A 25,880-nucleotide genomic window follows, 5' to 3' on the forward strand; every position below is an offset into this window, starting at 1 on the left:
CGTACAAGGGCCAGACCATCGTGCTCCGGTTCAATGTCCACCTCGACGGTGCGAACCCCGCTGATGACACCTGGATGTACCTCGACGACGTCACCCTCACCAACGGCTGATCGGCGCGAAATAGGCCCTGCTAGCTGGCTCCGGTTGGCTTTGCCGGCCATTCCGCGTCAACTGCTAGCTCCATCGTCGTGAGCCGCAGCCACGTCGTAGGCCTGGGCGACCTCCGGGTCGAGATCGATCTGGTCGCCGTCGGGCCCTGACGCTTAATGCGGAGCGGCGGGCTGCGAACTTGGTTCGCGCCTGCCGCGTCCCTGATGAGCGCTTAGCCGTTCCTGGTGGGGGAGAGCTTGGGTTCGTCGTTTCTAGTTGGCTTCGAGGATCTTCTTGAGGTTCTCCAGGTCCTTGCGCATGGCCGCGCGCATCATTGGCGCCATGACGATGCCTGCAAGCGCAGAGAACCCGGAGGGTTCGCCTGTGTTGCGGAGGGTCATGCGGGTCGCGCCATTCTCATCGGACCAGGTGTAGGTGGTCCGCATCGGAAATGGACCTTGGCTTGTGCGCATGGTGAGTTTCTCGCCGGGGACAAGCTCGGTGAATTCGTAGACATAGTCCAGATTCCGGCCCAGGAATCGGGCGGTGAAGGCAACCCGGGATCCGACCGCCAGGGGCCGCGGCGTCTGCCACTGCGCAGATCGTATGTTCGCGTACCAGACCGGCGCGTTGTCCGGGTCGGAAGCATAACTTGCCACGATCTCGCGGGGCCGCTGGATCAGTATTTCGGTCTGGACGTTCACCATGTACCCAACTATCGCAGAACGTGCCTACCGGGCGGTAACCCGCAGCGAAGGAACTCAGGGCAGGCTGTCAGGTACGCTGGCACGCTGCCCGGCCTCTCCGGGGTGGGGTTCCATCTCCACGTAGTAGATCGCCCCTGCGCGAGGGGCATGGAGGCGGTGTGTTGCATGACGGGTTGGCCGGTACACGTGTCCGAAGGGATCGCGAACAGTGACACGTTCAAGGTGATCCAGCCGCGCGAGGAGGCCATCGACGTCCCGGAGCGTCGCGGGATGGGTCTCTTCTCCCGCTACATCCAGTATCCAGGGCGAACTGGTGGCGCTGCTGGCGAGTTCCAGGCTCAGGGTTTCAAATATTCCAGTCAGAAGGGCATCCAGAGTTGCAGGGTAGAGACGGAGCAATCGATGCGCTTGCGGTTCGCGGCGCCGGTTGTTGATCCAGGTCTGGCGGAGCCACGTAAATTCGACCCGGCCGAACGAGGATCCCAAGGTCAGCTTCCGGTCCGCCTCCAAGGTCAAGTGGAAGTTGTTGCCCGCCCGGTCCAAAATGCTGGCTGCTTCGTCAACATACTCAAGGTCTTCGAGCATGGCGGTTTTGGACGGATAGTACGTGAAGTCACCAAGTTCATCGACGACGACGTAGTCTATCGGGGTCGTGCCGGAAGGCTCGGAATCGTCTGCCGTTCCTTGGTTGAGGGGAGTGCGATTCATGGTGGTTTCAGCTCCTACGGAGGGTCAGCCCAAAGCCTCGATTGACTATCTTCATCAGACCACCAAACCGAGCGGTCGTCGTCGGTCCTTAATGGTTTCCTTACGCGGACATGTAGGTTGCAGTATTGGTCAAGGTTTTGCGGCCTGAAGATGGGTGGCGCGGTAGCCTCTTCGTCGTCCGTTCTCGTCGAGCAGTGTTCCGACCAGTTTTGTGGTGCGCATTACCACGGACCGGTCGGTGATGCGCACGCCGGGCAATTGTTCTTCTATGGCTGCTTCGAGCCGGGAGATGTCTTTGAGCGTCCTCATCCAGACGGTCATTGCGATGTTGTACCTGCCAACTATCGACACCACGGAGCGGATCTCATCAAGCCGGCTTAGTTGCCTGGCAATCCGTTCTGCCTGGGCAGCGGGCAAGGACAAAAAATACCAGGCGTTGACCGGCCAGCCTGACGCTGAGCGTATGACGTCGGTCCTCAGCCGAATTGTCCCCGCCGACAGCTGGCTGGCAATTGACTCGCGGACTTTTCGCGGGTTGGCTCCAATAGACGTTGCGATTTCCTTGGCAGTCGCGCGCCCGTTATGGAACAACTCCTTGGCAACCGCCGCGTCAAATTCCGTGGGCCGCCTCGTCCGCGCCGTCTCCGGCTTGAACGCCCGCAGGGTTTCCACTTGCTTCGTATCGAGCGCCCTCAGGCGCCATTGGCTGGCCTCTGCGAGGACATCGGAAATCGGATACGAATAAACCTTGGCTACGAAATCCAGTCTTTCCAGCCGCTCCAGCACATACCTGTAGAGAGCCTCGCTTGTAGGAGCGATCACGGAAAGCACCAGGTCCCGTGAACCTGCGGTGATGTCCACCGTTGCCACCTCAGGGTCCGGCAGCAAGGCCTCGGCCAGATTCATGAGCTTGCCAGGCGTCGCCTCGACTTCCACTATGGCCCCAGCCTGCAGTTTGGCGTCGGAGTAACCGGTCACCCATGCCAGGCCCTCGTTCGAGATCCGTTCCCAGCGGCGGCCCAAGGTCACCGGGTCCACCCCCAAGACCCGGCCCAAGGCCGCCCATGACGCTCGGGGCTGAATCTGCAGTGCGTTAATCAGCATCAGATCGAGTTCGTCGAACACCGTTTCCTGCACCAGAAGCATCCTTAGGGGTAATTTACTGCATTCCGTATCATTCCGTGCGTCCCAATCCTACTCTGGAGCAGTCATCCTGTGCGTGACCGGAGTCACCCATCTTTTCCTGGCGTCTGGGTTGACTGTGATGATTTTGACCCCCGGGAACCTCGGGGTTTCCGACCTTCCTCAAATTCCGTTCCCCTTTTTTCAAACTGATGAGGAGTAGCGTGGCTACTACAGTTGTCGATCCCGGCTCGACGGATATCCAGCCCCTGATCCATCACCCGGTGCTGTGGATTTGTGCCGCCGGCGTTTTCCTGGTGATCATTCTTCAGTCCGTGATTTATTTCAGGGCGATCAGGCAAGCCGCAGGCGATGCCGATCTCAGCCCCTCCCAGGTTCGGGGTTCTGTACGCACCGGAGCAGTAGCCGCGATCGGGCCGTCACTGGCTGTGGCTCTTATCGCGATCTCGCTGCTGCCCTTGTTCGGCACTCCCGCGGTGCTGACCAGGATTGGTTTGGTCGGCTCGGCGGCCTTCGACGTCGCGGCGGCAGGACTGGCCGCCGGAACGCAAGGTGCGCAACTCGGGGGTCCTACCTACACGCAAAAGATCTTCGCCTTGGGTTTTGCTGCGATGACCATGGGCGGGCTTCTCTGGATGCTCGCAACCTTGGTCCTCACGCCGATCCTGAGTAAGGGCGACGCCAAGCTCCGCCAAGTCAACCCAGCGGTGATGACAATCGTTCCTGCTGCCGCGCTCCTGGCAGCGTTTTTCACTTTGACATTCCAGGAAACCCTGAAGTCCCCCGTGCACCTGGTCACGGTGGTTTCGTCGGCCGCAGTTATGGGCCTGTGCCTCCTGGTCTCTAAACGCTTCCATCTCCCGTGGCTTCGCGAATGGGGCCTCGGCATCGCCATTTTCATCTCGCTCGCCGTCGCATACCTAGTGACCAATCCCGTGTCGGTCTCCTGATCCAAAGAAAGAAGCGTTCGATGTCAGCATCCCCCCATACCCGCCGCGGCTTTGCCGCCTTTGACCGGACCACTTCAATCTGGGGTCCCGTAACCCTCGGGCTCGGGCTCTTGATTTCCCTCGTGTCGGCGCTCTACGCAGCCTTCGGGACAGGACTCGGCATCACAGGTCTGGAACTGTGGGCAGCGGTCGGGGCCGTAGTGGCCACCTTCGGTCTCTTCGCGATCGTTGAACCCGTATCGTATTTCCCCATCCTTGGCCGCTCCGCGATGTATCAGGCGTTCCTGATCGGAAACATCTCCAACAAACTCCTGCCGGCGGCAATCGTCGCCCAAGCACAGCTGAATGAAAAGCCAGGCACCCGTCGGGCAGAGCTGATCGCAGGAAGCGCCATCATCGGAGCAGTCCTCGTCCACATCACAACACTCATCCTCTTCGTAGGCGTCTTGGGCACCCTCATCGTTGGACTGCTGCCCCCAGCGGTCATCAACACAGCACGGCTCTACATCCTGCCGGCCATCTTCGGGGCAGTCGTCCTCCAAAGCGTTCTGGCGCTAAAAAGCATCCGCACCACTATCGTCGCGGTGGCCATAGCCGGGCTGGTCGTGTTCATCGGACTGCCACTGGCTCCGGGAATCACTTTCCTTGCTACCGCCATCGCCGTGATCCTCACAATCACAGTTGCTTGGTTCACGCGTTCGAAAACGCAGCCAACCAGTGAGCCCGAAGTCCCCACAGCCGTCCCCCACTAAATGCGCCTTGCCACGCAAGGCCCGGCAGGCATGGACCATCTTTGCCGCACATGCACGCACTGAACCTTTATGGAAGGGAACGAACCATGGAACACCTGAATCCTTTAATTGAAGACGTCGAGGCCTTGGCCCCGGAATTCACCGCACTGTCCGACGCGATCTGGGACGAGCCCGAGCTGCGCTGGGAGGAACATACCGCGGTCACCCGACAGGTTGTCGTGGCTAAGAAGTACGGGTTCTCCATCACACGTGATGTCGCCGGGATACCGACTGCTTTTTATGCTGAAAAAGGCTCTACAGGCCCCGTCATCGCCTTCCTTGGAGAATACGACGCCCTGGCAGAGTTAAGCCAGGACAGCGGCAACCCCGAGCGCTGCCCCGACCCCGACAACCACTCCGGAAACGGGCAGGGCTGCGGCCATCACCTGCTCGGCGCCGGCTCGCTCCTCGCTGCCGTTGCCACCGCCCGGTATCTGGAAAAAAACGGGCTGCCAGGCCGGGTACGGTACTATGGGTGCCCCGCTGAGGAAGCAGCGGCCGGCAAGAGCTTCATGGTCAAAGGCGGAGCATTCGCCGGTGTCGACACCGCAATCACCTGGCACCCCTTCGCCAGCACGCTGTGGAAGCAGAACCTGATGCTCGCCTACACCCAGGTCTACTTCCACTACAAAGGTGTCGCAGCGCACGCCGGCGCATCACCACACATGGGCCGCAGCGCACTCGACGCGGTAGAACTCCTTAATGTCGGCACCAATTTCCTGCGCGAACACATGCCCGACACTGCACGGATCCACTACGCAATCACAGACGCCGGCGGACTATCACCCAACGTCGTGCAACCCCAGGCGTCCGTGTACTACATCATCCGGGCCACAGACGGGCAGCAAATGCGTGCCCTCTACGACCGGGTGCTCAAGGTCGCGCAGGGGGCTGCGCTGATGACAGAAACAGAACTAACCGTTGAATTTGATGGCGCATGCTCGGAGATCCTTCCCAACGCCGCCCTTGAAAAGGTTCTCTATCAAAATGTGAAGGAACTCGGCGGCGTTCCTTTCGACGCATCCGACCAAACAACCGCCGCCCGCTTCGCTGCAGGACTGGACCGCCGGGAGGTGCGCACAGCCAAGACCGCCATCGGATGGAGTGCGAACGAGGAGAAAGCCCTCCACGATGAAATCCCTGAACCCGACACGCTACCGCGCGCGCAACTGACCGGCTCAAGCGATGTCGGTGACGTTAGCTGGTCAGTGCCCACCGTTCAAATCATGGCCGCCAGCTTCGCCCTGGGCACTCCATTACACACCTGGCAGGTCGTCGCGCAGGGCAAGGTGCCCGCAGCGCACAAAGGCATGATCTACGCCGCAAAAGCGATGGCCGGCACCGCTCTCTCCCTCTTCACCGACCCTGCGCTCATGGCCCAGGCCAAGTCCGAGTTCGACGACCTCACAGCAGAAACTCCCTACATCTGCCCCATACCCGACGACGTCCTGGCACCACCAATCCGCCGCGCCAAAGCCGACGAAATCCAAACCGAGCTCGAAATGCAGAGCGTCTAATAACCGAGATTCATTCCCAAGCCCGTCAGGATACATTCTGCGTGGTCTAGAGTGCGGGGTCCGGGTGGGGAGTATGAATTCCCTATCTCTCACCACGGGCCCTCGTACTCTGCCCTTTCCACATCGCTAACTGCGAAAAGGGCGCACAGCGCCAGGAAACCCCCGACGTATTTCATTCTCCCGCCAGATTCAGCTACACCCCAGCCTGACGTCAGGAACAGCCGGAAATACTGTCAGATTAGAGTGGCCTTAGAGTTTTCTTGACACAAGTTGCCAGAAGACTTGGATTTCAATCTGACACTCTTCCTTGGGAGTCGAACATAGTCGTCCAACCTATCGGATACGTCAGGGTCAGCGGCCTGGACTAGAACAGCCAGGGCCAGTTGGAAGGCGTCCATGTGGGCAGGGTGTCCACGGACAAAGCGTCCGGCAAGGACGCTGATCCTCGATGACCTGCGCTCCGTCGTGGGACATCCGCAGAAATCGAGCGTTCCCTCGTCAGCGAACGCCAACCGAAGGCATCACCCTAGCAAAAGCGCTGAACCCGCCGAGGGCGCAATATGCCCTTTCAACGGCTCAGGCGGCAGAACTTGCAGGACGCGCCGCTGCAGGAGAACGTTTGTAACAGTCGACCCCAGCGTGCCCAGAATTACGCAACAGCGGCATGTTGTTATTACAGTAAGGATTGCCTTGCCTATCTCGCTACCGTTCTCCCGAGTCGTCGGGCTTGCTCTGCATGAAGGGTAGGGCTGCCCACAACTAGTCCGGTCCCGGCCGGAACCCTTGAAAGGCCCCCATGAAATTCGGCATCAAACCTGCTTCGGCCCTTGCCGCCGCCACGGCCACGCTGCTGGCACTCTCGGCGTGCAGCGGCGCACCAAGCGGTACCGCAAGCGGCGGTTCCACGGCCGGCGCGTCCGGCGACGGCATCGTCGTATACAACGCGCAGCATGAAAACCTCACCGGCGCATGGGTGGACGCCTTCACCAAGGAAACGGGCATCAAGGTTACGCTCCGTAATGGTGACGACCTTGAAATGAGCAACCAGCTCAGTGAGGAAGGCAAGAACTCCCCGGCGGATGTCTTCCTCACGGAAAACTCCCCGGCCATGGTCCGCATCGCGAGTGCAGGATTGCTCGCCCCCGTGGACCCGGCAACCCTCAGCCAGGTCCCTGCGCAGTACCGGCCCTCCACAGGCGACTGGACGGGCATCGCGGCCCGCTCCACGGTGCTGGCCTACAACAAGACCAAGCTCGGGGCGGGCCAGCTTCCCAAGTCCTTGATGGACCTCGCGGACCCGTCATGGAAGGGACGCATCGGTGCCTCCACTGGCGGAGCTGATTTCCAGGCCATCGTCAGCGCGATGCTTGCGCTCAAGGGAGAAGACGCTACGCAGAAATGGCTGGAGGCGGCCAAAACCAACTTCAAGTCCTACAAAGACGACACCCCGGTGCTCGCAGCTGTGAATGCCGGCGAGGTCGAAGCGGGAGTCCTGTACCACTACTACTCCTTCGTGGACCAGGCCCAATCCGGAGAAAACAGCAAGAACGTCGATCTCCACTACTTCAAGAACCAGGACCCGGGTGCGTTCGTCAGCGTCTCCGGCGGCGCTGTTCTGGCATCCAGCAAGAAACAGGCCCAAGCCCAGCAGTTCCTGAAGTTCATCACGGGCAAAGCGGGTCAGCAGGTCCTCCAGAACGGTGACTCCTTTGAGTACACGGTTGGCTCCGACGTACCGGCGAACTCCAAGCTTGTGCCCCTTAAGGATCTCCAGGCACCTTCAGTGGACCCGGCCAAGCTCAACAGCGAAAAGGTCACCGAGCTGATGACCAAGGTAGGGCTCCTTTAAGGCTTCCGGACCTCCGGCACGTTTTGACGCCGTCGAAGGGGCGGCCTCGAACCCCGCCCCTCCTGGGGTATCGCCCCTATAGCACTACGGCATACAAGCTGTTTGAAGGCCGCGGCCACTACACCTGCGGCGAGCAGGCCTGGGAGGCGGCCGACTTCGCCCTCGACTGGGCGCAGAAGCCCGTGGCCGGTGATCTTGGGGTGAGCTGAGAAATTAACAGTCCCGGCTGTCACACATTCCATCCGGCCGGTGTCTTCATGCCGTAAGGCAAGGAAACCGACCCCAGGAGGAATCATGACCACCCGGATCCCAGCCGCAGAGATCACCGGACTTTACGGCACCCTCATAAAGAAGTTCAGCGCGAAGATGTTCGGCAAGGTGCCGGAATCGCTGGGCGTCATGTGGCACAACCCGGCCGTGCTCAAGGCTTCCATGGGCATGGGGCAGAAGCTGCAGAAGTGGAACAGCTGCGATGAATCGCTGAAATCCTATGCCCACATGGCGGTGGCCTCGCTGATCGGCTGCACCTGGTGCCTGGACTTCAACTACTTCATGGCGCACAACAGGGGCCTTGACCTGGACAAGGCGCAGCAGATCCCGCGCTGGCGCGATTCCAGCGTCTTCACACCGCTGGAACGCGACGTGCTGGAGTATGCCGAGGCCATGAGCACCACGCCAGTGACCGTCAGTGACAAGCTCGCCGCCCGATTGCTGGAGCAGCTCGGCGCGGCGGCGTTGGTGGAGCTCACCAGCGTGATCGGCTACGCCAACCTCACCACCCGCGGCAACGTGGCGCTCGGCATCGAGTCCGAGGGCTTCTCTGATTCCTGCGGGTTGAAGCCCCTCGCGGCGCCGAGTCCCTCGCGGTCCCAGGCAGGCGCGCGGTAGCGTGGCCGGTATGCACAGCAGCGGCAGTTCCGGCACCACAGACCGCCTGGATCTTTTCACCACCCACCGCAGCCTGCTCTTCACCGTCGCCTACGAGATGCTCGGCTCCGCTGCCGACGCCGAGGACGTGGTGCAGGAGGCCTGGCTGCGGTGGGCCGGCCTGGATGCCGGGGCCCGTGCGGAGGTCCGTGACCCGCGGGCCTACTTTGTCCGCATCGTCACCCGCCAGGCGCTGAACCGCCTGCGGACCTTGAGCCGACGGCGGGAAGAGTACGTGGGCGAATGGCTGCCCGAGCCGCTGCTCACTGTGCCGGACGTCGCCGAAGACATTGAACTGGCCGAGAACGTCTCGATTGCCATGCTCACTGTCCTCGAATCGCTGACCCCGGTGGAGCGGGCGGTCTTCGTCCTGCGCGAGGTCTTCGACGCACCCTACGAGGAGATCGCGCAGGCGGTGGACAAGTCGACGGCGGCCGTCCGGCAGATCGGCAGCCGTGCCCGCTCGCATGTGGCGGCACGCCGCCCCCGGATGCAGGTGGACCGCAGCGAGCAGCAGGCCGTCGTCGAACGTTTCCTCTCGGCAGTCACCACCGGTGACGTGCAGGGCCTGATGGATGTCCTGGCCCCGGACGTTGTTCTCGTCGCGGACGGCGGCGGAATTGCGCTGGCCGCACGGGTGCCGGTGTACGGCGTGAAGAAGGTGATCAATCTGCTGCGGCCGTTCCCGCAATGGGCGGTCAATCCGAAAGTCGCCCTGCTGTGGCTCAATGGCGGCCTTGGCATCCGGATCGACGACGAAGCAGGCGGGCCGTCGCTCATCAGTGTGGTGGTCGAGGACGGGCGGATTGCGCGGATCTTCGCCATGCGGAACCCGGACAAGCTGGGCCGTGTGGATGAAGAGACCAGGCTGGCGCGCTAGCTTCCCCATCGAGATTGCGGCAACGCAACACGGCACGTCGGACTTCACTTCGGGGCTGCCGGTGCCGTGGAGGCGCTCCTGACCATTCTGAGCGTGGAGCACGGAGTCGTAGCGCCAACACGAAACCTCACAACCTCCGGGCTGGATCCGCTTATGGAGTTGGACGTGGCAACTACGCGGCGGGACACCAGCCTCCGGGCAGCCCTTAGCAATTCCTTTGGTTTCGGAGGACAAAACGTCTCGCTCCTCTTCACGCCCGCATGACTACGCCGTTGGCCTTGAAGAACACGATGTCGCCGGGATGACGAAGATCGGTCAGCGAGCGGATGACCGCAGCCCCTCACTGATCAGGGAGCAGCCAGCCGTCTGCGATCAGCAGTTCCCGGAGCGCGGGCCGGCTGAGTGGTTGCGGCCCGTTGTGGGCTTTGCGGCGGACAGAGACGAGGAGTTTCTTCACACCGTCGGCGCTGATGCCCAGGCTCGCGCCGACGTCGGCCATTGTCCCGCCCGAGCCGCCCAGGTACAGCGTCACGGCTTCGTGTTCACGCGGGGTGAGGCGGATCCGCGGCCCGGGGACGTCAAAGACGCCGGCAAGCTCTGGCAGGACGAACTTCTCGCCGCGCGCCGCGGCCAGAACGGCTGTGGTGAGCACCTCGGCCCCCGACGTCTTGGGTATGTAGGCCAGCGCGCCGGCGTCGAACGCTTGGCGGATCACCAGTGGCGTCGCGAGGGAACTGCAGACCACCACTTGTGATCCGGTCGAGAGAATGGCCTGGATCTTGGAGCGCAGCGGGATCCGGTCACCGAGGATGATGTCCACCAGGACAACGTCAGACAACTGTCCCAGCGAGGCGGCAAGCTCAGCCCAGGAGCCGAACCTGCCCACCACTTTCACGGTTCCGGCGTTGGCTTCAAGCCAGGAAGCAAGACTCTCCCGCAGCAGTGCGTGGTCTTCGAGGATGTCCACGTGGATCTTCGGGGCTGCCGCTTCGAACCGGCGCCGGAACAACCCCACCTGGTGGTCTCCTTATGGCCGACGATGCTGATCGTCAACCACTCTGCCGTCCCAGTTTCAAGATCCCGCACTGAAGAGGAACAAGAAATCCTCAAGATTCGGGCACCCGGAAACACTGAGACTTCCGGTGATCCTTGCGCCCCCGAACCCTACACCGTAGGTTTGAGGAAGCGGACGTATGCGTCCGGGGGCATCGGGTTTGAAGCCGATGGTCAGTCAGATTCAGAGAAGGAACATGGCCGTGGCAACAGGTATTGTCAAGTGGTTCAACGCCGAAAAGGGTTTCGGCTTCATTGCCCCCGACGACGGTTCGGCGGACGTTTTTGCCCACTACTCGGCGATCGCCACGAGCGGGTACCGATCACTGGACGAGAACCAGCGGGTCCAGTTCGACGTTGTGCAGGGCCCGAAGGGCCCCCAGGCGGAGAACATCCAACCTCTCTAAAGAGGGGACCACTTACGAATCAAGGCAGTTCTGCAAGCAGCCGGCCCCACTTGGGCGCCAGTAAGGGCGCTCCGGCAAGCTGGAGGCAATGCCACAACGTCACGGCTACGGAATCAAGCACCGGCACTCCGGTGGCTTCCTCCACTTCCGCGGTGATGTTGGCGCCGTAAAGGTTCGTGCACAAGTAAATGAGCGCGTCCGGGTTCGAGGCGGCAAGTTCCAAGGACCCGGGCAGCATTTCCTCGTCCGTGACCCGGGCGAAGGATTCGTTGTTGCTGAGGTCCAGATGGCGGTGGTCGACCGTCTTGATTCCTTCGCGCGCATACGACTCGATGACGGCTTCGTTCACGTCTCCGGTATACGGCGTGAACAAGCCGATCCTGTCGGTGCCGAACGCCTTGAAGGCCTCCAGGTAGGCCAACGTGGAGGTCGTGGCCGGGATCCCGGTGGCCTCCGTGATTTCACGGACCAGGGCCTCGTCATGCGCGGCGCCGAGCCAGGAACCCGAGGTTCCGTTCCACGCGATGACGTCCACGTCCGCCGTCGCAAGCAATGCGGCGGCCTCCCGCATGACGGCCGAATCAAACTGTTTGTCCGAGGAATCATCAAGCGCGATCCGGGTGACCGGAATCCGCGTGAAATGGATGGTGACGTCCTGGCGGTCACCCAGGATCCGGTAGCTCTGCGGCTCCAGGCACGTGTTGGACGACGGCACGATCATGCCGATACGGGTGGGGCGGTGTGCGGAAGGCATGGCTCTCCTAAGCAGAAACGGTGGCGGGAACGGACGGCGATTTTCGAACGGACAGTGCATCGCGGTGGGCGGCGAAGCCGTTGCGGGCAACGAAACGGCCCACCGGGCCGGGATCGTGGAAACCGCCGTCGTCGACCACCACGCGTCCGGCTGACACGACGACGGCGGGCCAGCCGCTCAGCGTCTTCCCTTCGAACGGCGAGAAGTCAGTTTCCATGTGGAGCGCGCCGCCGTCGACCTCGCGTTCTTCGGCGGGATCAAAGATGACGAGATCGGCGTCGAACCCTACAGCGATGGCGCCCTTGCCGGGCACGGAATTGATCCGCGCGGGGCCGGCCGAGAAGACCTCGACGAAGTCCTCCACGGTGCTGTGGGGCGCCATCGCCGTGAAGGTGACGGGCATGCGGGTTTCGACGCCGGGCAGCCCGTGCGGCATGAAGCGGACGTCGTCGGTGCGCTCGCGTTTCTGCGAGAGGTCGTAGCAGGAGTGGTCCGAGGACACGGTGTGGATCGCTCCGGTGGCGAGGCGTTCCTTCAGCGCGGCCACTGTTTCCGCGCTGCGCATGGGCGGGCAGCAGGCGTACCATTCGGGGAAATCGCTGCCATAAACCGTGTCATCCAGCGTCAAGTAGTGCGGGCACGTCTCGGAGTAGGCTTCCTGGCCGCGCCCGCGGGCCTCAGTGACAAGATCCACCGCGCCCGGAGTCGACTGGTGCACAAAGTAGACGGGCGCTCCGGTGTACTCGGCCATGGCGAGCGTCTCTTTGACGGAGATTTCCTCGGCGAGTTCGGGTCGCGTGGAGTGCAGGTGCTCGATGCCGATCCGGCCGTCCGCGGCGTGCTGTTCGGTGCAGTCGGCAATGATGGGATCGTGTTCGGCATGGATGTACGTGAGTCCGTCCAGGCGAACCATTTCGCGCATGACTTTCAGGATGGTGTCGCCGTCGGCCATGGTGGAGCCGCGGTTGGTGGTGTACATCTTCACCGAACGGACGCCCTCGGCGGCGAGCTGCTCGAGCTGCCAGGGCACGGTCTCGTCCCAGCTGACAACGGAGCCGTGCAGCGCGACATCGCAGCGCGACTCGGCGGCAAGTCGCTTCTTGTTCAGGACGGCATCCAGCGGGGATTCCTGGGCATCACGCGGGATACCAAAATCGATGATGGTGGTGGTGCCGCCCCACAAGGCCGCGGTGGAGGTAGTGCGGTAGTCGTCCAGGGTGCGGAATCGGCCGGTTACTTGGGCCACGTGGCAATGGCCGTCCACGCCGCCAGGGATGACCAACTTGCCGGAGGCATCGATGATGCGGGAGGCGGCGGGGACCGGTTCTGCGGCGTCAATGACGTGGGTGATGCGGCCGCCGTCGACCACGACGTGGGCTGCTTGCCGGGCCGGCCTAGCGGATTGACGGCTGTTGACGACGGTGCCGTGGGCGATGACGAGATCGGGAATGGTCACGGTGGTCCCTACTTTCCGGCCGGAACGGCGTGGGCAGTAACGCCGGCGGCGGTCTGGATGGCGGTCAGGGCGGCGTCGAGGTTTTCGGACAACCCCCGGCGGTTCTTGACGGGTGGCGGCGCAAAAGCGCCTTGGCGGTGGAAGCCGGACTGCAGGGCCACAACCGCTTCTGTCATGCGGATGCCGGCGGAGATTCCGTCCACCACTGGCACGGGGATCTGTCCTTCAAGCTCGCGCGCGAGTCCGGCAAGCGGGGCACCTGCGAGGATGACGACGTCGGCGCCGTCCTCCGCGACCGCCTGCCGGCTCAGCGCCAGGAGGGTTTCCTTGAAGTCCTGTTGTACGGTGGCGATGCCGTTAAGGCTCTGGTTGATGGACCGGATCGAGGCAAGCCGGTTGCCAAGTCCGAAATGCTCCACGCAGTCCCGGTACCAAGCGGTGATGCGGTCCGAAATGGCAATGATGGAGAAGCGTTGGCCCTGCAGGGCCGCGGCGACGAGGGCGGCCTCGGTGATGCCGATGACCGGCACGTCGGTGAGTTCCTTGAGCGCAGGCATGCCGGGATCTCCGAAGGCAGCCACCACGACGCCGTCTATCTGGTCCGCTGCGGGATCGCCGCCGGAGTGCTCGGCGATGATTTCGGCGACGGCCCCGGCTGCGATGAGTGCTTCAAAGCGGGTCTCGATGTATTCGACGCCATGGCCGGCGGTCCGGACGATCAGCTCGGTGTCAGTCCCCGCAGACCGGCGGGCTTCGGCGTCGATCAACGCAGTGACATCGGCGCTGATGTTGGGATTGATGACTAGCAATTTCATGTTCGTCTGCCTTGCAACTTGAGTTCGGGGGCGGGCGCGTCCTGAGGGAACTGCTCGCGGTATTTACCAATGTGCGACGCCGATTGCGTTGCGGCGCGCTCGGGATCGCCGCTGGCGATGGCGGCGTAGAGATCGCGGTGCTCCTGGATCAGCTCCGGCAGGTCGTCCACGTGGCGGAAAAGCCAGTGCATGCGGCCTTGGAGAGGTTCCAGCGCGGTGCGGAGAAAATCGTTGTTGGCGATGGCCGTGATGGCATCGTGGAATTCGCTGTTGGCGCGGTGAGCCTCAAGGATTGAGCCTTTCGCGAGGAAGCGATCCGCCTCGTCGAGGAGCCCCGCCAGGTGTTCGAGGTCCCTGTCGGTGGCGCGGGCCGCTGCCAGGCGGCAGGCGAGGACTTCCAGTGACTGGCGGACGTCGAAGAGGTCCTCGACGTCTTTGGGGCTCAGCCCTGCCACTTCGGAACCGCGGGAGGCCCGGTCCTGGATGAGGCCTTCCTGCCGCAGCATCCGGAGGGCTTCGCGGATGGGGAGCCGCGACACGTTGAATTCGGCGGCGAGGTCCCGCTCCACCAGCCGGGTGCCGGGCGCGTAGTGGCCCTCGAAGATTCGCGAACGGATGGCGTCCCGCACGGATTCCCGGAGGGGGCGGTCCGTGGTGGGGGTTTCATCTGCAATCAGCATCTTTGCTCCATTCGTGTTCTCTTTGGGTCATTGCGCCCGGCATTCCCGGAGGCGTACGGCCGTGCGGCGGTTCAGGACCGCACGGCCAGTCCGGTCAGGCGAGTTAGACCGGAAGCCGCTTGTTGTAGTTCAGGGTCAGGACGGAGACGCCCATGATGATCGCGGAACCAACAAAGTATAGGAGGGCCCAGGTGTAGGATCCCGTGGCCCCGACAATCAGGCCTACCACAATCGGGGTGACGAAGCCTGCGATGTTGCCGCTGAAGTTCATTGCACCGCCCAGGACGCCGGCGTTGGTGCGGCCGCCCAGGATGGCGGGGATGCTCCAGAACAGCCCTACCCAGCGGAGGAAGAACAGGACCACTGAAAGGAGCACGACGGCGGTGATCGGGTCCGCGACGACCGTTACGCCAACCAGACCTCCGACTACCACGACGCTTGAGATGCCCAGAAGGGTGCGCATAACCAGGTTGGCCGAGGCACCGGCTGCGCGCCACTTGTCGGCTATGGTTCCGCCGAGGATCTCGCCGACGAACCCTGCACCGAAGATCACGAACGTGGACCAGCCGATGGTGTTCAGGTTGAAGTGCTTGGCCTGGGCCAGGTAGAGCGGACCCCACGTCAGGAGGCCGTAGAACACTCCGTTGAATCCAAGCCAGCCAAAGCACATGGCCCAGAAAGAGCGGAACTTCAGGTAGGGGAGGAGGGCGCGCTTGCCCTTGACGCCGTCCTTCGTGGCCTCGGCGTCTTCCTCGGCGTGGGATGCCTCGATGTATTCGGCCTCGGCGTCGTTGACGGCCTTGTGGTTCCGGGGATTGTCGCGGACGTACCACCAGACGGCCAGGCCCATGAACACTGTCGCGGCTCCGGCGATGATGAACGAGTAGCGCCAGCTTCCCGTTGAGGCGATGAGCCAGGTGATGAGGATGCCGCCCAGGCCGGCGCCGAGCGGGGCGCCCGCATCAAGGATCGTGGCGCCGCGGCCGCGTTCCTTCTTGTGCATCCAGATGGCGTTGAGCTTCCCGCCGGCCGGCATGACTCCGGCCTCGGCGACGCCGATGCCCAGGCGTGCGATGAACATGCTGAGGAAGCCGCCGGCCAGGCCGGATGCTGCCGTGGCGGCACCCCAGCCGATGCACGAGGCAGTGACGACCTTGCGGGGGCCGAACTTGTCGATGAGCAATCCGACGGGGATCTGCATGAGGGCATAGGTCCAGAAGAATGCCGAAAGCAGGAGCCCGACGAGTTCCGGCGCGAGGTTGAATTCCTTTTGGATGATGGGCAATGCCACGGAGATGGAGCCGCGGTCGATGTAGTTGACGGCTACCAGGATTAGCAGCAGGACGAAGAGCCTCCAGCGGACACTCGTGCGTCGCTGCACGCTGTCCTTGCCGGCTTTTTCTTCTGCTGTTCCTTCGACGGCATGCGCCGCTGTTTCGGTGTTTTGGAGAGACACAGTTTCTCCTTCAGGGGGAGTTTGAGGAGCGAGGAAAGTCTTGAATTGTTGAGCTGGGTGCGGGTTCGTTGGGTTTGTTTTGGGATCCCGCTTTGGGATCCCAAAATCAAAATTAGATGTGACCCGGGGCACTGTCAAGGATTTTGGTATACAAAGCGAAGTAACAGAATGTGACCGAGGCCTGCATCCGGTGATTTGTTGGTCTTGGCGTCCGAGTCGGCGCCGGGATGGGATACCGAGCAGCTTCAGGGAGACCGATGGTCGAAAGTGGGATACCGGGCAAAACGGAGTCGGGGACGTGTCGCCAGGCGGTTAGTCCCGGCGGCTGTGCGCCAGGATTTCCGCAAGCTCGGCAAGCCGATGCGCGCGTGCTGATTCCGCCGGTGTGAATGGCTCGCCCGGCCGGGAGAACAGGAGGGGCCCGTCCCAGGCGGTGGGAATCTTGAGGAGGGTCGTGGAGGGCCCGACGGCGGCGCCCGCCTCGACGGCCGGACCTTCGGCTTCGGGGGTGACGATTTTCGCCGAAAGGAGTTCCGCAACCGCCAGCGGCAGTTCGTCCGGGTTGTCGGCGATCCGGGCAGCCAGGCTCAAGGCCTTGGTCTGGCCGTCAGCCATTGCGAGTGCGGTGGTAGGCCACACGCGCGAATCCCGGCCGCCGCCGTCGTCGAGCGCCGTCAGCAGCTCTTGCTCGCCGAGGTGGCCCGGAGCGGAAAGGACGAATTCATCCATGACGGCTCCGTCCATGGGGTGGACATGGATGCTGAGGATGTTGATGTCGGTCCGAGCCAGTGATTGGGTGATGCGTTGGAGGGAACCCGGCTGGTCGCGGAGCACGGTCCTCGCCCGCCAAAGAGCCTGGGAGGTATGAAGCTTCCTGCGGTGGCGGAGGGCAGGCGCGTGGATCCAGCGCCGCAGAATCCGTGCTGCGGAGGGCTCGGCGACCCAAATGACCAGGACTGTTGCGGTCACGGTCAGGAGGAGCACCTTGGCCAGGTAAGGCAATTGCGTTTCAACCACAATGGCGTGGACAAGAAGTTCGATGGGCAGCATCACTGCGATTTGGGCCACGGTGACGCGGGCCTTCGGAGCCTCGGGCATCTGGCCGCACACTTCGCAGGAGAGCTCGGCGGTAGCGGAAGTCCTCTTGTTCGGCTTCATGGCACTATCGTGCCCGAGCCCTGTTTCAGGTGGGTTGCGCCTGCGTCACGATCTAAGGCAGCACTGATGGGGGCCAGTTCGGCGCCGACCGGATGCGCCGAACTGGCCGTAATGTCCGAAATTTAGCGGGCGTTCTCGTTGCTCTTGTTGGCGGCGGCGAGCTCGGTCAGGAGGTCGCGGATTTCAACAAGCAGGGCGGTGTCAGCCGGAAGCGGTTCGTCTTCGGGCTCTTCGATCGAGGCGCGGCGCTTGGTCAGTTCGTTGATCTTGTTCATGGGCGCAACGAAGATGAAGTACACCACGGCGGCCGTGATCAGGAAGGTCACGAAGGCGGTGATGACGGCGCCGAAGTTGACGAAGGTCTTCGCGTTGTCGGGCCAGATGGAGAAGCCCAGTCCCTGCGCGTTGACTCCGCCGGCGGCGGCGATGACCGGGTTTACGATGTTGGTGGTGAAAGCCGCGACCAAGGCTGTGAACGCGGTGCCGATGACCACGGCGATGGACAGTTCGATGATGTTGCCGCGAAGAACGAAGTCCTTGAAACCTTTGAGCATGGAATTTCCTCCGGTGAATGGTTTGGGTGATGTGGCCGGATCGACGCCCGGCCCGGCTGGAAACAACCGGAATGAGACTATCAATCGAAGGTGGCGAGGCGTCATACTCCTGCGCGGCGGTTTGCCATTCAACGGAAGCTGATCGGACTGCCTGGAACCACCCGACGTAAGCTCGTAGCGGATGCCAGTGCCGCCGTCGGGCAGTATTAGTTGAGCAGTACAGCGCTCAAGAGAAGCAAGCGGAGGCAGGCAATCCATTGAACGCCCTGGCAGAGATGTTCAGGATCGGTCCCGGCAACAAGGACCATCACCCGGCTGTCCGCTGCGCGGTGGGCGTCTTCCTGCCACTGATCACCCTCGTGCTGTTCGGACGGCTGGACCTTGTGGTTTTCGCCAGCTTTGCTGCGTTCACCAACATCTATGGCCGCAACGAGCCCCACAGCCACCGTTTTCGAAGCCAACTCCGGGCCGGTTCGCTGCTGCTGGGCATCATCCTGCTCGCCGCCCTGACGGCCAGGTTTGGACAGGGCTCGGACGTGTACGTGTGGATCCTCACGGTTGGCACCACCTTGGTTGCTGCGTTTTGCTCCATAGTGACTGCGCTATGGCGGCTTCGCCCGGCTGGTTCCCTCTTCCACATTTTCGCTTTCGCCGCGATCGCCTCCGTGCCTCAGCAGCCGCCGCTCTGGGAAGGGATGCTGACCGCCGGTTTGACCGTTGTGTTGGCGTTGCTGATCGGAATGTCGGCACGGATGGTCCCGAGCCACCGTACGCCCTGGAAGCGACCGCCGGCGGACCGGTTGTTGCCGCAGGAAGTCCGGGCTGCGTGGCTGGAAGGCCTGGGCTACTTCGCGGCCGCCGGGCTGGCCGGAACGCTTGCCACCTTGGCTGGGCAGTGGCTCGGGTTCGGACACGGCTACTGGGCCATGGTGGCGGCAGTGGTTCCCTTGGTGGGGCGCAGTACCCGGCATCGGGTGCAACGGGGAATCCAGAGGATCGTTGGGACGCTGCTCGGTTTGCTGGTGTTGGCCGGAATCCTCTGGCTGGGCCCGGCGCCATGGCAGATGGTGTTGGTAATTGCCGCATGCCAGTTCGGGGCTGAGCTCTTCATTGTGCGCCAATATCTTGTGGCACAGATCTTCGTCACGCCGCTCGCGCTCATTTCCACCCTGCTGGTTGCCAACGTCCCGCCCGGGCTCCTGCTGCGGGACCGCATCGTCGAGACGGTGATCGGGGCCGCCGTCGGCGTTGCGGTGGTACTGGCACCCGCCGCATGGTCCCGGTTGCGGGCGGAGCGCGCGCGGCGCTGACGCTGCGCCGGGGCAGATTTCTTCGGCGTTGCCGCTGCCTGACAAGTCCCGCCTTCCGCTAGGCGTATCCTATTGGGGCGCAGTATGGGACGGTGGAGGGAAGGGACTTATTATTTCCATATGCCCCCGTCAGCATATTCACTTGGAGAACGCGCCATGCTCCCTGAAGATTCCGCCCCGACCACCAATGACCAAATCCAGAACCTGATCCTGGAAAGTGCCGATTTTGAGGAATTCCTCAACGAATTGGCCCGGTTTTCTGCCCACCAAATGGCGGGCGACGGCGATGATGCACTCTGTGGGATCACGCTGCTGCGCGAGCGGAAGGCACTCACGATTGGGTGGAGCAGCGATGTGGCCCGCGAAGTGGACGAGATCCAGTATTCCCTGGCCCAAGGACCATGCCTGACGGCTGCCAAGGAGGAGCGGGAAGTCTACGTTCCGGATCTCCTGGAGGAGAACCGCTGGGGCCCCGACTACGCTACTGCCGTTGCATCGTACGGCCTGAGATCAGTGCTCTCCTTGCCTTTCAACCTTGAGGGCGAGGCCAAGGCGGCCCTCAATCTGTATTCCGATGCCCCACACAAGTTCAACGAAAGGGCCGCGGACCGGGCCCGGGGTTACACCCGTGAGGTATCGCAGGCCTTGCGTCTTGCCGTCCGGTTCGCTGTTCATAAGGACAGCGCCAACAATCTCCGCGCGGCAATGGAATCCCGCACGATTATCGATATAGCCGTGGGAGTTGTCATGGCACAGAGCCGCTGCAGCCAGGAGGACGCGGTCCGGATCCTGACGGAAGCCTCGAGCAACCGCAACGTGAAATTGCGCGATATCGCAAAATCCGTAGTGGACTCCATCGACGCAGCGGGCACCCTGACCCACTTCGAAGAACCCGTCCAGGAGCCGGGCCGCAGCCGGGCCGGATGAGTGCGGCCCTCTGACGGGTCAGCGCACTGGGTGTAATGCCGAGCTCAAGTTGCTCGCGGCTTGAGTTCCCGTGCCTCATCCATTTGTGCCCGCGTGGATGAGTCTTCCAAGGCCTGTGCGCATTTGGCCAGGGCCTGGTCTGCTTCGTTCGAGCCGGGGCCCTGGAACGTGTCGCAACCCCGTATTTTGGCGAGCCAGTTGATGAGTTTGGCGTGGCTGAGCGCGCTTCGGGAGGGCACATCATCGGTTTGTATCCGGAGCATGCCTGCCTACCCTCCGGACGGGCTCCCGGGTGCCGCTCGGCTGGCGAAGCGTTGAGCAGTCTTAACCCCGCGTTCACCAAAGCATGACGCCCTGTTAGCCCCCTGAAGTCACGATCATTACGGCATCGATCTAACGACCGTTAGATTTGTCTTCCAACGGCGCATATTCCGAAGAGAGCACTCTGTGATGAAACTGAAGAACAAATCCGCGATGATTGCGGTTACTGCCATGGCAGCTTGCGCGGCCCTGAGTTTGTCCGCCTGCGGGGGACAGGCGGCTGGAAGCGCGGCTGGCCAGGCTTCCTCAACGGCGACTGGTGCCGCGGGCTCCGACCAGGCGCCTTTCGTCCTTTATTCGGCGATGGGGTACGACGCCCCCGTGGTGAAGGCCTTCACGGCGGCGACCGGTATCCAGGTCAAGCTGGTGGATGACAGCACGGGACCGCTTTTGACGAAGATCGCGGCTGAGAAGAACAACCCCCAGTGGACTGCTTTCTGGGCCGACGGCGACACGGCCTTCGCTTCCCTGGACCAGCAGGGCCAGCTGCTTCCCTACACTCCTGCCGCCTCGTACACCCCGGCCGGACAGTCTGTAGTACCCGGGGACCACAGCTACATCCCCACCGGCGTGACGACGGTCCCGGCGGTGATTTACAACGCCGCGAAAACCGCTGCGGTGCCCACCAGCTTGGCCGACCTCTCCGGGTCCCAGTACACGGGCAAGGTCGGAATGAACGATCCCTCCCAGTCAGGTCCGACTTATCCGCTGATCGCCGGGGTAATGAACCAACTCGGCGGAGTTGACCAGGGAAAGAAAATGTTTTCGGACCTGAAGTCCAACGGCATGAAGGTGTACCCCACCAACGGAGACACCCTGCATGCCCTGGAAACCGGGCAGATCCAGTACGGCATGATCCAAAGCTCGGCGGCCCTCGCTGAAGTTCTCAAGGTAAAGCCGACTGCAGATTTTCAGCCCAAGGTTGCCAGTCTCTCAGCCTCGACCCTGCTTCCCGGCGTCTTCGGCATAGACAAGAACGCTCCGGCTACGGCCCAAGAGCAGGCGAAAAAGTTCGCGGATTTCCTTCTTTCTCCGGCCGGTCAGGAGGCCATGAAGAACGGCAACCCCAACGGTGACTCGTTGTTCTGGCCCATCATTTCCGGAATCACTCCGGCTGCTGGGGTTCCGTCGTTCCCCGCCGGGTACCAGCACATCGACCCCTCCACATGGGGCCCGCGGCAGGCCGACATTGTCAGCTGGTTCGACTCGAACATCAAATAGATGACCGAGCGGCTAAGGCAACCGGTTCCGCCCTTCAAGGCGGGACCGGGTGCTGTTCCCGTAGCCGGGACTGGGGTTCCCGGTCTCGCGTCCGCCGGGGCCTCGCGTCGGTGGCGCTCGCCGGAGGGCCGCAAGACGTGGTCCGGTAGGTCCGCGCCCGTTCTGGCGTTCTGGCTCGCTATTGTCATGGTCCTGATCCTGCCCATCGGTGCCTTCCTGCTCGCTGCTTTCAGCCCCCGCCTGCTCGGTCAGGGCGATGAATGGTTTACCCTCTCAGCCTTCAGCGCCGCATTCAAAGGCACACTGCTTCAGGCGCTGGCCGACTCGACCGCATTGGGACTGGTTGCGGCGGCCGTTGCCGTGGGAGTCAGCCTCGCACTGGCGTGGCTCGTTGTCCGCACTGACGTCCCGGGACGGAAAATCTGGACGGGCGCTGTCTTTGCCCTGCTGTTGACACCCTCCTACCTGCTGTCCATGGGCTGGCAGCGCCTGCTCGAACCCTCCGGAGTCCTGGCTGTGGCCGGCATCGATTGCTCCTGGGCGCGCGATATCTACTACGGCCCGGTCGGTATCGCCCTTATCCTCAGCATCAAGGGGATCCCGTTCGGTTTCCTGGCTATCTCCGCCGCCATGCGCGGGTTGGGCAGCGAGTTCGACGATGCGGTCCGGGTTCACGGCGGCACCTTCATCGATTCGCTGCGCGTGACGGTCTCGCTTCTGGGGCCGGCCGTCTGGGCCGCTCTTGCCATCGTTTTCGCCGAGTCAGTCAGTGACTACGGCGTGGCCTCCACGCTGTCCAGCACTTCGCACTTCCCCGTGGCGACGTACGCGATCTTCGACGCCGTGGAAGCATTCCCGGTGCGATTTCCGGTTGCTGCGGCTGTCAGCTGGATGCTGTTGGGCCTGATCGCGGTAGCCCTGCTGCTCCAGTCCAAGGCGTTGAAGGGACGCAGCTACCGCGTGCTGGGCGGCAGGAGCCGGCCCGGGCGTACGTTGAGCCTCTCGCGCGGATGGAAAGCGGCGGCCGGAGGATTCCTGACCTTTCTGATCCTCATCGCACTGGGTGTTCCGGCCTTCGGCGCCGTGTCGGCGTCGATGATCGATGGTCTGGGATCGCTGCAAAGCGACCACCCCCTGTCCCTGACCAACTATGACCACGCCCTCCACAGCCCGAACCTTCTCGGACCGTTGGTCTTTTCCACCCAGATGGCTCTGATCACCGCCACCGCGGCCGCGGTGCTTGCGTTGCTGTGCGCCAGAATGCTGACGGCTCGCTCACTCACCGCCAGTGCCAAGGTGCTGGACTTCATCCTGCTGGCAGCTATCGCTCTTCCGGGCATCGTCTTCGCCGCCGGGTATATCTTCACCTACAACCTTCCGGTGACGGCGGCACTGAATATTCATCTTTACGGCACGGCTTCGCTGCTCGTACTCGCCTACGTTGCCTCGGCGCTTCCTTCCACCACCCGCCTTCTGGCAGGAAGCATGAGCCAGCTGCAGGAATCGATGCGTGAGGCCTCCCGTGCACACGGTAGCGGACCGGTATGGACCTGGCTGTCGGTCGTTCTTCCGGTGTTGGCCCGGCCAATCCTCTCGGCCTGGCTGTTGACCTTCTCGGGAACGATCCTTGAGCTGCCCATTTCCCAGCTCCTGTATCCGCCGGGTTCTGCCCCGGTGGCGGTGGGGATCAATCAGGCCTTGAGCACGTACGACTTCGGCGGCGGAACCGCCGTGGAGGTTCTCGCCGTCGCGTTTTCGCTGGCCGTCGTAGGACTGGCCTCGCTCATATTCCGATTGGCCACCCCTGCAGGGTGGCGAAAGACAGGACCACAATCATGATCACCACGGTCTTCGGACGCAACAGCCCCCGTTCTGCCGTGTCCCCGGCGAACGCGAACGGCCCCGCAGAACACCCGGGGATGTCAGGGGGTCTCATTGAGGTCAAAGGAGCCGCCAAGTCCTACGGCAGCACGCCCGCTCTGACCGGGGTTGATCTCAGGATCGAGCCGGGCCGGTTCGCGGTTCTGCTCGGACCGTCGGGATCGGGCAAATCAACGCTCCTGCGGTCTATCGCGGGCATTGAGCGGCTCGACAGCGGAAGCATTTCCCTGAACGGAACAACCGTCAGCAGCGCGAGCATGAACGTGCCCCCGGAACGGAGGGATCTGGGCATGGTCTTCCAGGACTACGCCCTCTGGCCGCATATGACGGTGGCACAGAATGTTGGCTACGCGCTGCGGCGCCGCAAACTCCGCACGGCTGCGGCAACCAGGCTGATCACGGAAATGCTCGAACGGGTCGGGCTCACGGGTAAAGCCTCCAGCTATCCGCCCGAACTCTCCGGAGGCCAGCAGCAGCGTGTTTCCTTGGCGAGGGCCCTTGTTGGACGTCCGTCGCTGATCCTCTTCGACGAGCCGCTGTCGAATCTTGACGCCGATCTGCGTGAGCGGCTGCGGCTGGAAATATCCACGCTCACCCGCGAGACGGGAGCGTCCGCCCTCTACATCACCCACGACCAAAGTGAGGCATTCGCGCTCGCCGACGAGATCGGGGTGTTGCGAGAAGGCACCCTGGAACAATACGGGCGGCCCGAGGAGATTTATAACAACCCGGCGACCCCGTTCGTCGCCCGGTTCACCGGCGTGGGAGGGACCCTCGCAGGGATCGTCACCCAGGGCCACGGCGACAGGGTCACCGTCCGGCTCGGAGACTCCGAAGTGTACTGCCGCCGCGCCGGGAACCTGAAGCCCGGAGACGACGCCATCGTCCAAGTCCGGCCTGCGGCGACCCGACTCAGCCTTCCCGAACATTCCCGTCCCGGCCAGGCACCGAACCACGCGTCCCTTCCGGGATCCGCCGGCACACTGGCCGGGCGAGTCCTTGACGTCGCGTACCGGGGGCGGACCTATGACCACGTGGTGGAAGGTCCCTGGGGGCGGCTCACCTCCGTGTCTGCCCCGGCGGGACTTCCGCGCGGCGCGGACTGCCTCGTCACGGTGGATCCGGAAGCCGCGATCGCGTTCGGGACAACGTCCGGCGCGCACTAGCCAAGCCCAACGAATTTTTGTCACGACAGTCCACCACTGAAAGAGAACACCCTTGAATACCACCGCGTTGCTCCTATCCGTCTTCCTGGCCTGCCTGGTTGAAGCCGTGGAAGCCACCACCATCGTCCTGGCGGCGGGAACGGCCCGCGACTGGCGATCGGCCCTTTCCGGCGTCGGCGCAGGCCTAGTAGTGCTGGCCGCCGTCATCATCGTCTTCGGCCCCGCGATAGCCCTGATTCCCATGGATGTCCTTCGCCTGGTCGTCGGCGGATTGCTCCTCACTTTCGGGCTGCAGTGGATGCGCAAGGCCATCCTCCGCGCCAGCGGCCACAAAGCCCTCCACGACGAGGACGAGATCTATCGGCGTGAAGTCGCAGCGGCACAATCCGCGTCCAAGGAGTCGCGCCTCGGAGTCAGCGACTGGTACGCCTTCACCCTTTCCTTCAAAGGCGTCCTGCTCGAAGGACTTGAAGTCGCGTTTATCGTGGTCACCTTCGGCAATATCCAGGGCCAACTCAGCCTCGCCGCCTGGACTGCGGTCGCGGCCGTCGTTCTCGTGGCCATCGCCGGCATCGTTGTGCGCGGGCCTCTCTCACGGGTACCCGAGAACACCATGAAGTTCATCGTCGGCATCATGCTGACAGGCTTCGGCATCTTCTGGGGTGCCGAGGGTACCGGCGCCGTTTGGCCTGCCGCCGACCTCTCCTTGCTTGTCATCATCCCCGCCCTGGCCGTCATTGCACTTGCCATAGTCGCTGTCCTTCGACGCCGTCCGTCGGCGGCCTCGACCGCTGCCACTTCTGAACCAAGCGACTTCGCGGTGGGATTCGCCGGCAATCGTCCAGAATTGGAAACGATCGTGCCTTCCGCGCAAGAAACCGATCCCGGTATGCACACCCGCTCGGTGGCCGTGGAGACGGCCCCCGACGCGCCCCGCGAACCGTCGGCCGGCAACTCCCTGAAAAAGTTTGGCCTGTTCTGGTACGACTTCATCGTCGGTGACGACTGGAGGGTAGCCCTGGCGATCGTCGCATCTTTCGCCGTCACCGCCGCGCTGAACACCGCGGGGGGCAACGGAACCTGGTGGATAGTCCCGGCCGTCGCAGTCCTGACCCTGCCCATGGCCCTGTCCCGAATCGTCCGCAAGCACTGATCTGGT

General features: G+C 63.0%; 24 protein-coding genes and 1 pseudogene. 14 read left to right on the forward strand and 11 right to left on the reverse strand.

The window, feature by feature from the left end:
- Nucleotides 1–362: 362 nt before the first annotated feature.
- The 3 genes from AB0323_RS19365 to AB0323_RS19375 all read right to left on the reverse strand — a co-directional run bounded on the left by AB0323_RS19365 (nt 363) and on the right by AB0323_RS19375 (nt 2,642).
- On the reverse strand, nt 363–797 hold the full coding sequence (locus AB0323_RS19365; protein WP_366178764.1) for an SRPBCC family protein: 435 nt from the start codon (nt 795–797) through the stop codon (nt 363–365).
- 54 nt (nt 798–851) lie between these two features.
- Nucleotides 852–1,505 carry a hypothetical protein gene (locus tag AB0323_RS19370; protein ID WP_366178765.1) on the reverse strand — a complete coding sequence of 218 codons (654 nt, stop codon included), beginning with the start codon at nt 1,503–1,505 and terminating at the stop codon, nt 852–854.
- A 129-nt stretch (nt 1,506–1,634) separates the two neighbouring features.
- Complete coding sequence (locus AB0323_RS19375; RefSeq protein ID WP_366178766.1) at nt 1,635–2,642, reverse strand: Lrp/AsnC family transcriptional regulator; 1,008 nt, start codon at nt 2,640–2,642, stop codon at nt 1,635–1,637.
- A 197-nt stretch (nt 2,643–2,839) separates the two neighbouring features.
- Between AB0323_RS19375 and AB0323_RS19380 the strand changes: the two genes are divergently transcribed.
- The 7 genes and pseudogenes from AB0323_RS19380 to AB0323_RS19410 all read left to right on the forward strand — a co-directional run.
- Entirely contained in the window at nt 2,840–3,598 is a 759-nt protein-coding gene (locus tag AB0323_RS19380; protein ID WP_366178767.1) for a DUF5058 family protein, read from the forward strand.
- Between the two features lie 20 nt (nt 3,599–3,618).
- On the forward strand, nt 3,619–4,350 hold the full coding sequence (locus AB0323_RS19385; RefSeq protein ID WP_366178768.1) for a hypothetical protein: 732 nt from the start codon (nt 3,619–3,621) through the stop codon (nt 4,348–4,350).
- An 86-nt stretch (nt 4,351–4,436) separates the two neighbouring features.
- A complete protein-coding gene (locus AB0323_RS19390; protein ID WP_366178769.1) occupies nt 4,437–5,906 on the forward strand; it encodes an amidohydrolase in 1,470 nt (489 codons plus the stop codon).
- A gap of 796 nt (nt 5,907–6,702) precedes the next feature.
- On the forward strand, nt 6,703–7,755 hold the full coding sequence (locus AB0323_RS19395) for an iron ABC transporter substrate-binding protein (protein WP_366178770.1): 1,053 nt from the start codon (nt 6,703–6,705) through the stop codon (nt 7,753–7,755).
- A gap of 294 nt (nt 7,756–8,049) precedes the next feature.
- A complete protein-coding gene (locus AB0323_RS19400) occupies nt 8,050–8,643 on the forward strand; it encodes a carboxymuconolactone decarboxylase family protein (protein ID WP_366178771.1) in 594 nt (197 codons plus the stop codon).
- Between the two features lie 10 nt (nt 8,644–8,653).
- A complete protein-coding gene (locus AB0323_RS19405) occupies nt 8,654–9,562 on the forward strand; it encodes an RNA polymerase sigma-70 factor (protein ID WP_366178772.1) in 909 nt (302 codons plus the stop codon).
- A 48-nt stretch (nt 9,563–9,610) separates the two neighbouring features.
- Nucleotides 9,611–9,826 (forward strand): annotated as a pseudogene (locus AB0323_RS19410) (beta-ketoacyl-ACP synthase); the annotation flags it as partial.
- A 76-nt stretch (nt 9,827–9,902) separates the two neighbouring features.
- On the opposite strand, the gene AB0323_RS19415 reads toward AB0323_RS19410, so the two are convergent.
- Entirely contained in the window at nt 9,903–10,577 is a 675-nt protein-coding gene (locus AB0323_RS19415) for a hypothetical protein (RefSeq protein WP_366178773.1), read from the reverse strand.
- A gap of 241 nt (nt 10,578–10,818) precedes the next feature.
- Between AB0323_RS19415 and AB0323_RS19420 the strand changes: the two genes are divergently transcribed.
- Entirely contained in the window at nt 10,819–11,022 is a 204-nt protein-coding gene (locus AB0323_RS19420; protein ID WP_306860887.1) for a cold-shock protein, read from the forward strand.
- A 19-nt stretch (nt 11,023–11,041) separates the two neighbouring features.
- On the opposite strand, the gene AB0323_RS19425 is transcribed toward AB0323_RS19420, so the two are convergent.
- The 7 genes from AB0323_RS19425 to mscL all read right to left on the reverse strand — a co-directional run bounded on the left by AB0323_RS19425 (nt 11,042) and on the right by mscL (nt 17,895).
- A complete protein-coding gene (locus tag AB0323_RS19425; RefSeq protein ID WP_366178774.1) occupies nt 11,042–11,776 on the reverse strand; it encodes an aspartate/glutamate racemase family protein in 735 nt (244 codons plus the stop codon).
- Nucleotides 11,777–11,783: 7 nt separating this feature from the next.
- On the reverse strand, nt 11,784–13,232 hold the full coding sequence (locus tag AB0323_RS19430; RefSeq protein WP_366178775.1) for an amidohydrolase family protein: 1,449 nt from the start codon (nt 13,230–13,232) through the stop codon (nt 11,784–11,786).
- An 8-nt stretch (nt 13,233–13,240) separates the two neighbouring features.
- Entirely contained in the window at nt 13,241–14,047 is an 807-nt protein-coding gene (locus AB0323_RS19435; protein WP_366178776.1) for an aspartate/glutamate racemase family protein, read from the reverse strand.
- Entirely contained in the window at nt 14,044–14,727 is a 684-nt protein-coding gene (locus AB0323_RS19440; protein ID WP_366178777.1) for a GntR family transcriptional regulator, read from the reverse strand. The genes AB0323_RS19435 and AB0323_RS19440 overlap by 4 nt, the downstream gene beginning before the upstream one ends.
- A 103-nt stretch (nt 14,728–14,830) precedes the next feature.
- A complete protein-coding gene (locus tag AB0323_RS19445) occupies nt 14,831–16,183 on the reverse strand; it encodes an MFS transporter (RefSeq protein ID WP_366178778.1) in 1,353 nt (450 codons plus the stop codon).
- Nucleotides 16,184–16,495: 312 nt separating this feature from the next.
- Complete coding sequence (locus AB0323_RS19450; protein WP_366178779.1) at nt 16,496–17,341, reverse strand: ACT domain-containing protein; 846 nt, start codon at nt 17,339–17,341, stop codon at nt 16,496–16,498.
- 122 nt (nt 17,342–17,463) lie between these two features.
- On the reverse strand, nt 17,464–17,895 hold the full coding sequence (gene mscL, locus AB0323_RS19455; RefSeq protein WP_366178780.1) for a large conductance mechanosensitive channel protein MscL: 432 nt from the start codon (nt 17,893–17,895) through the stop codon (nt 17,464–17,466).
- Between the two features lie 257 nt (nt 17,896–18,152).
- Between mscL and AB0323_RS19460 the strand changes: the two genes are divergently transcribed.
- The 6 genes from AB0323_RS19460 to AB0323_RS19485 all read left to right on the forward strand — a co-directional run bounded on the left by AB0323_RS19460 (nt 18,153) and on the right by AB0323_RS19485 (nt 25,874).
- Nucleotides 18,153–19,205: an FUSC family protein gene (locus AB0323_RS19460; RefSeq protein WP_366178781.1), complete on the forward strand. Its 1,053-nt coding sequence runs from the start codon at nt 18,153–18,155 to the stop codon at nt 19,203–19,205.
- 156 nt (nt 19,206–19,361) lie between these two features.
- Entirely contained in the window at nt 19,362–20,132 is a 771-nt protein-coding gene (locus tag AB0323_RS19465) for a GAF and ANTAR domain-containing protein (RefSeq protein WP_366178810.1), read from the forward strand.
- A gap of 450 nt (nt 20,133–20,582) precedes the next feature.
- Nucleotides 20,583–21,674 (forward strand): extracellular solute-binding protein, encoded by a 1,092-nt coding sequence (locus AB0323_RS19470; protein WP_366178782.1) that lies wholly within the window; start codon nt 20,583–20,585, stop codon nt 21,672–21,674.
- On the forward strand, nt 21,675–23,513 hold the full coding sequence (locus AB0323_RS19475) for an ABC transporter permease subunit (protein ID WP_366178783.1): 1,839 nt from the start codon (nt 21,675–21,677) through the stop codon (nt 23,511–23,513). It abuts the gene before it with no gap.
- Nucleotides 23,510–24,721, forward strand: coding sequence for an ABC transporter ATP-binding protein (locus tag AB0323_RS19480; protein WP_366178784.1), 1,212 nt, complete (start codon nt 23,510–23,512; stop codon nt 24,719–24,721). The genes AB0323_RS19475 and AB0323_RS19480 overlap by 4 nt, the downstream gene beginning before the upstream one ends.
- 52 nt (nt 24,722–24,773) lie before the next feature.
- Nucleotides 24,774–25,874: a hypothetical protein gene (locus tag AB0323_RS19485; RefSeq protein ID WP_366178785.1), complete on the forward strand. Its 1,101-nt coding sequence runs from the start codon at nt 24,774–24,776 to the stop codon at nt 25,872–25,874.
- Nucleotides 25,875–25,880: the final 6 nt, after the last annotated feature.

It is taken from the genome of Arthrobacter sp. NPDC080031, from assembly GCF_040702485.1.
GTDB lineage: Bacteria > Actinomycetota > Actinomycetes > Actinomycetales > Micrococcaceae > Arthrobacter.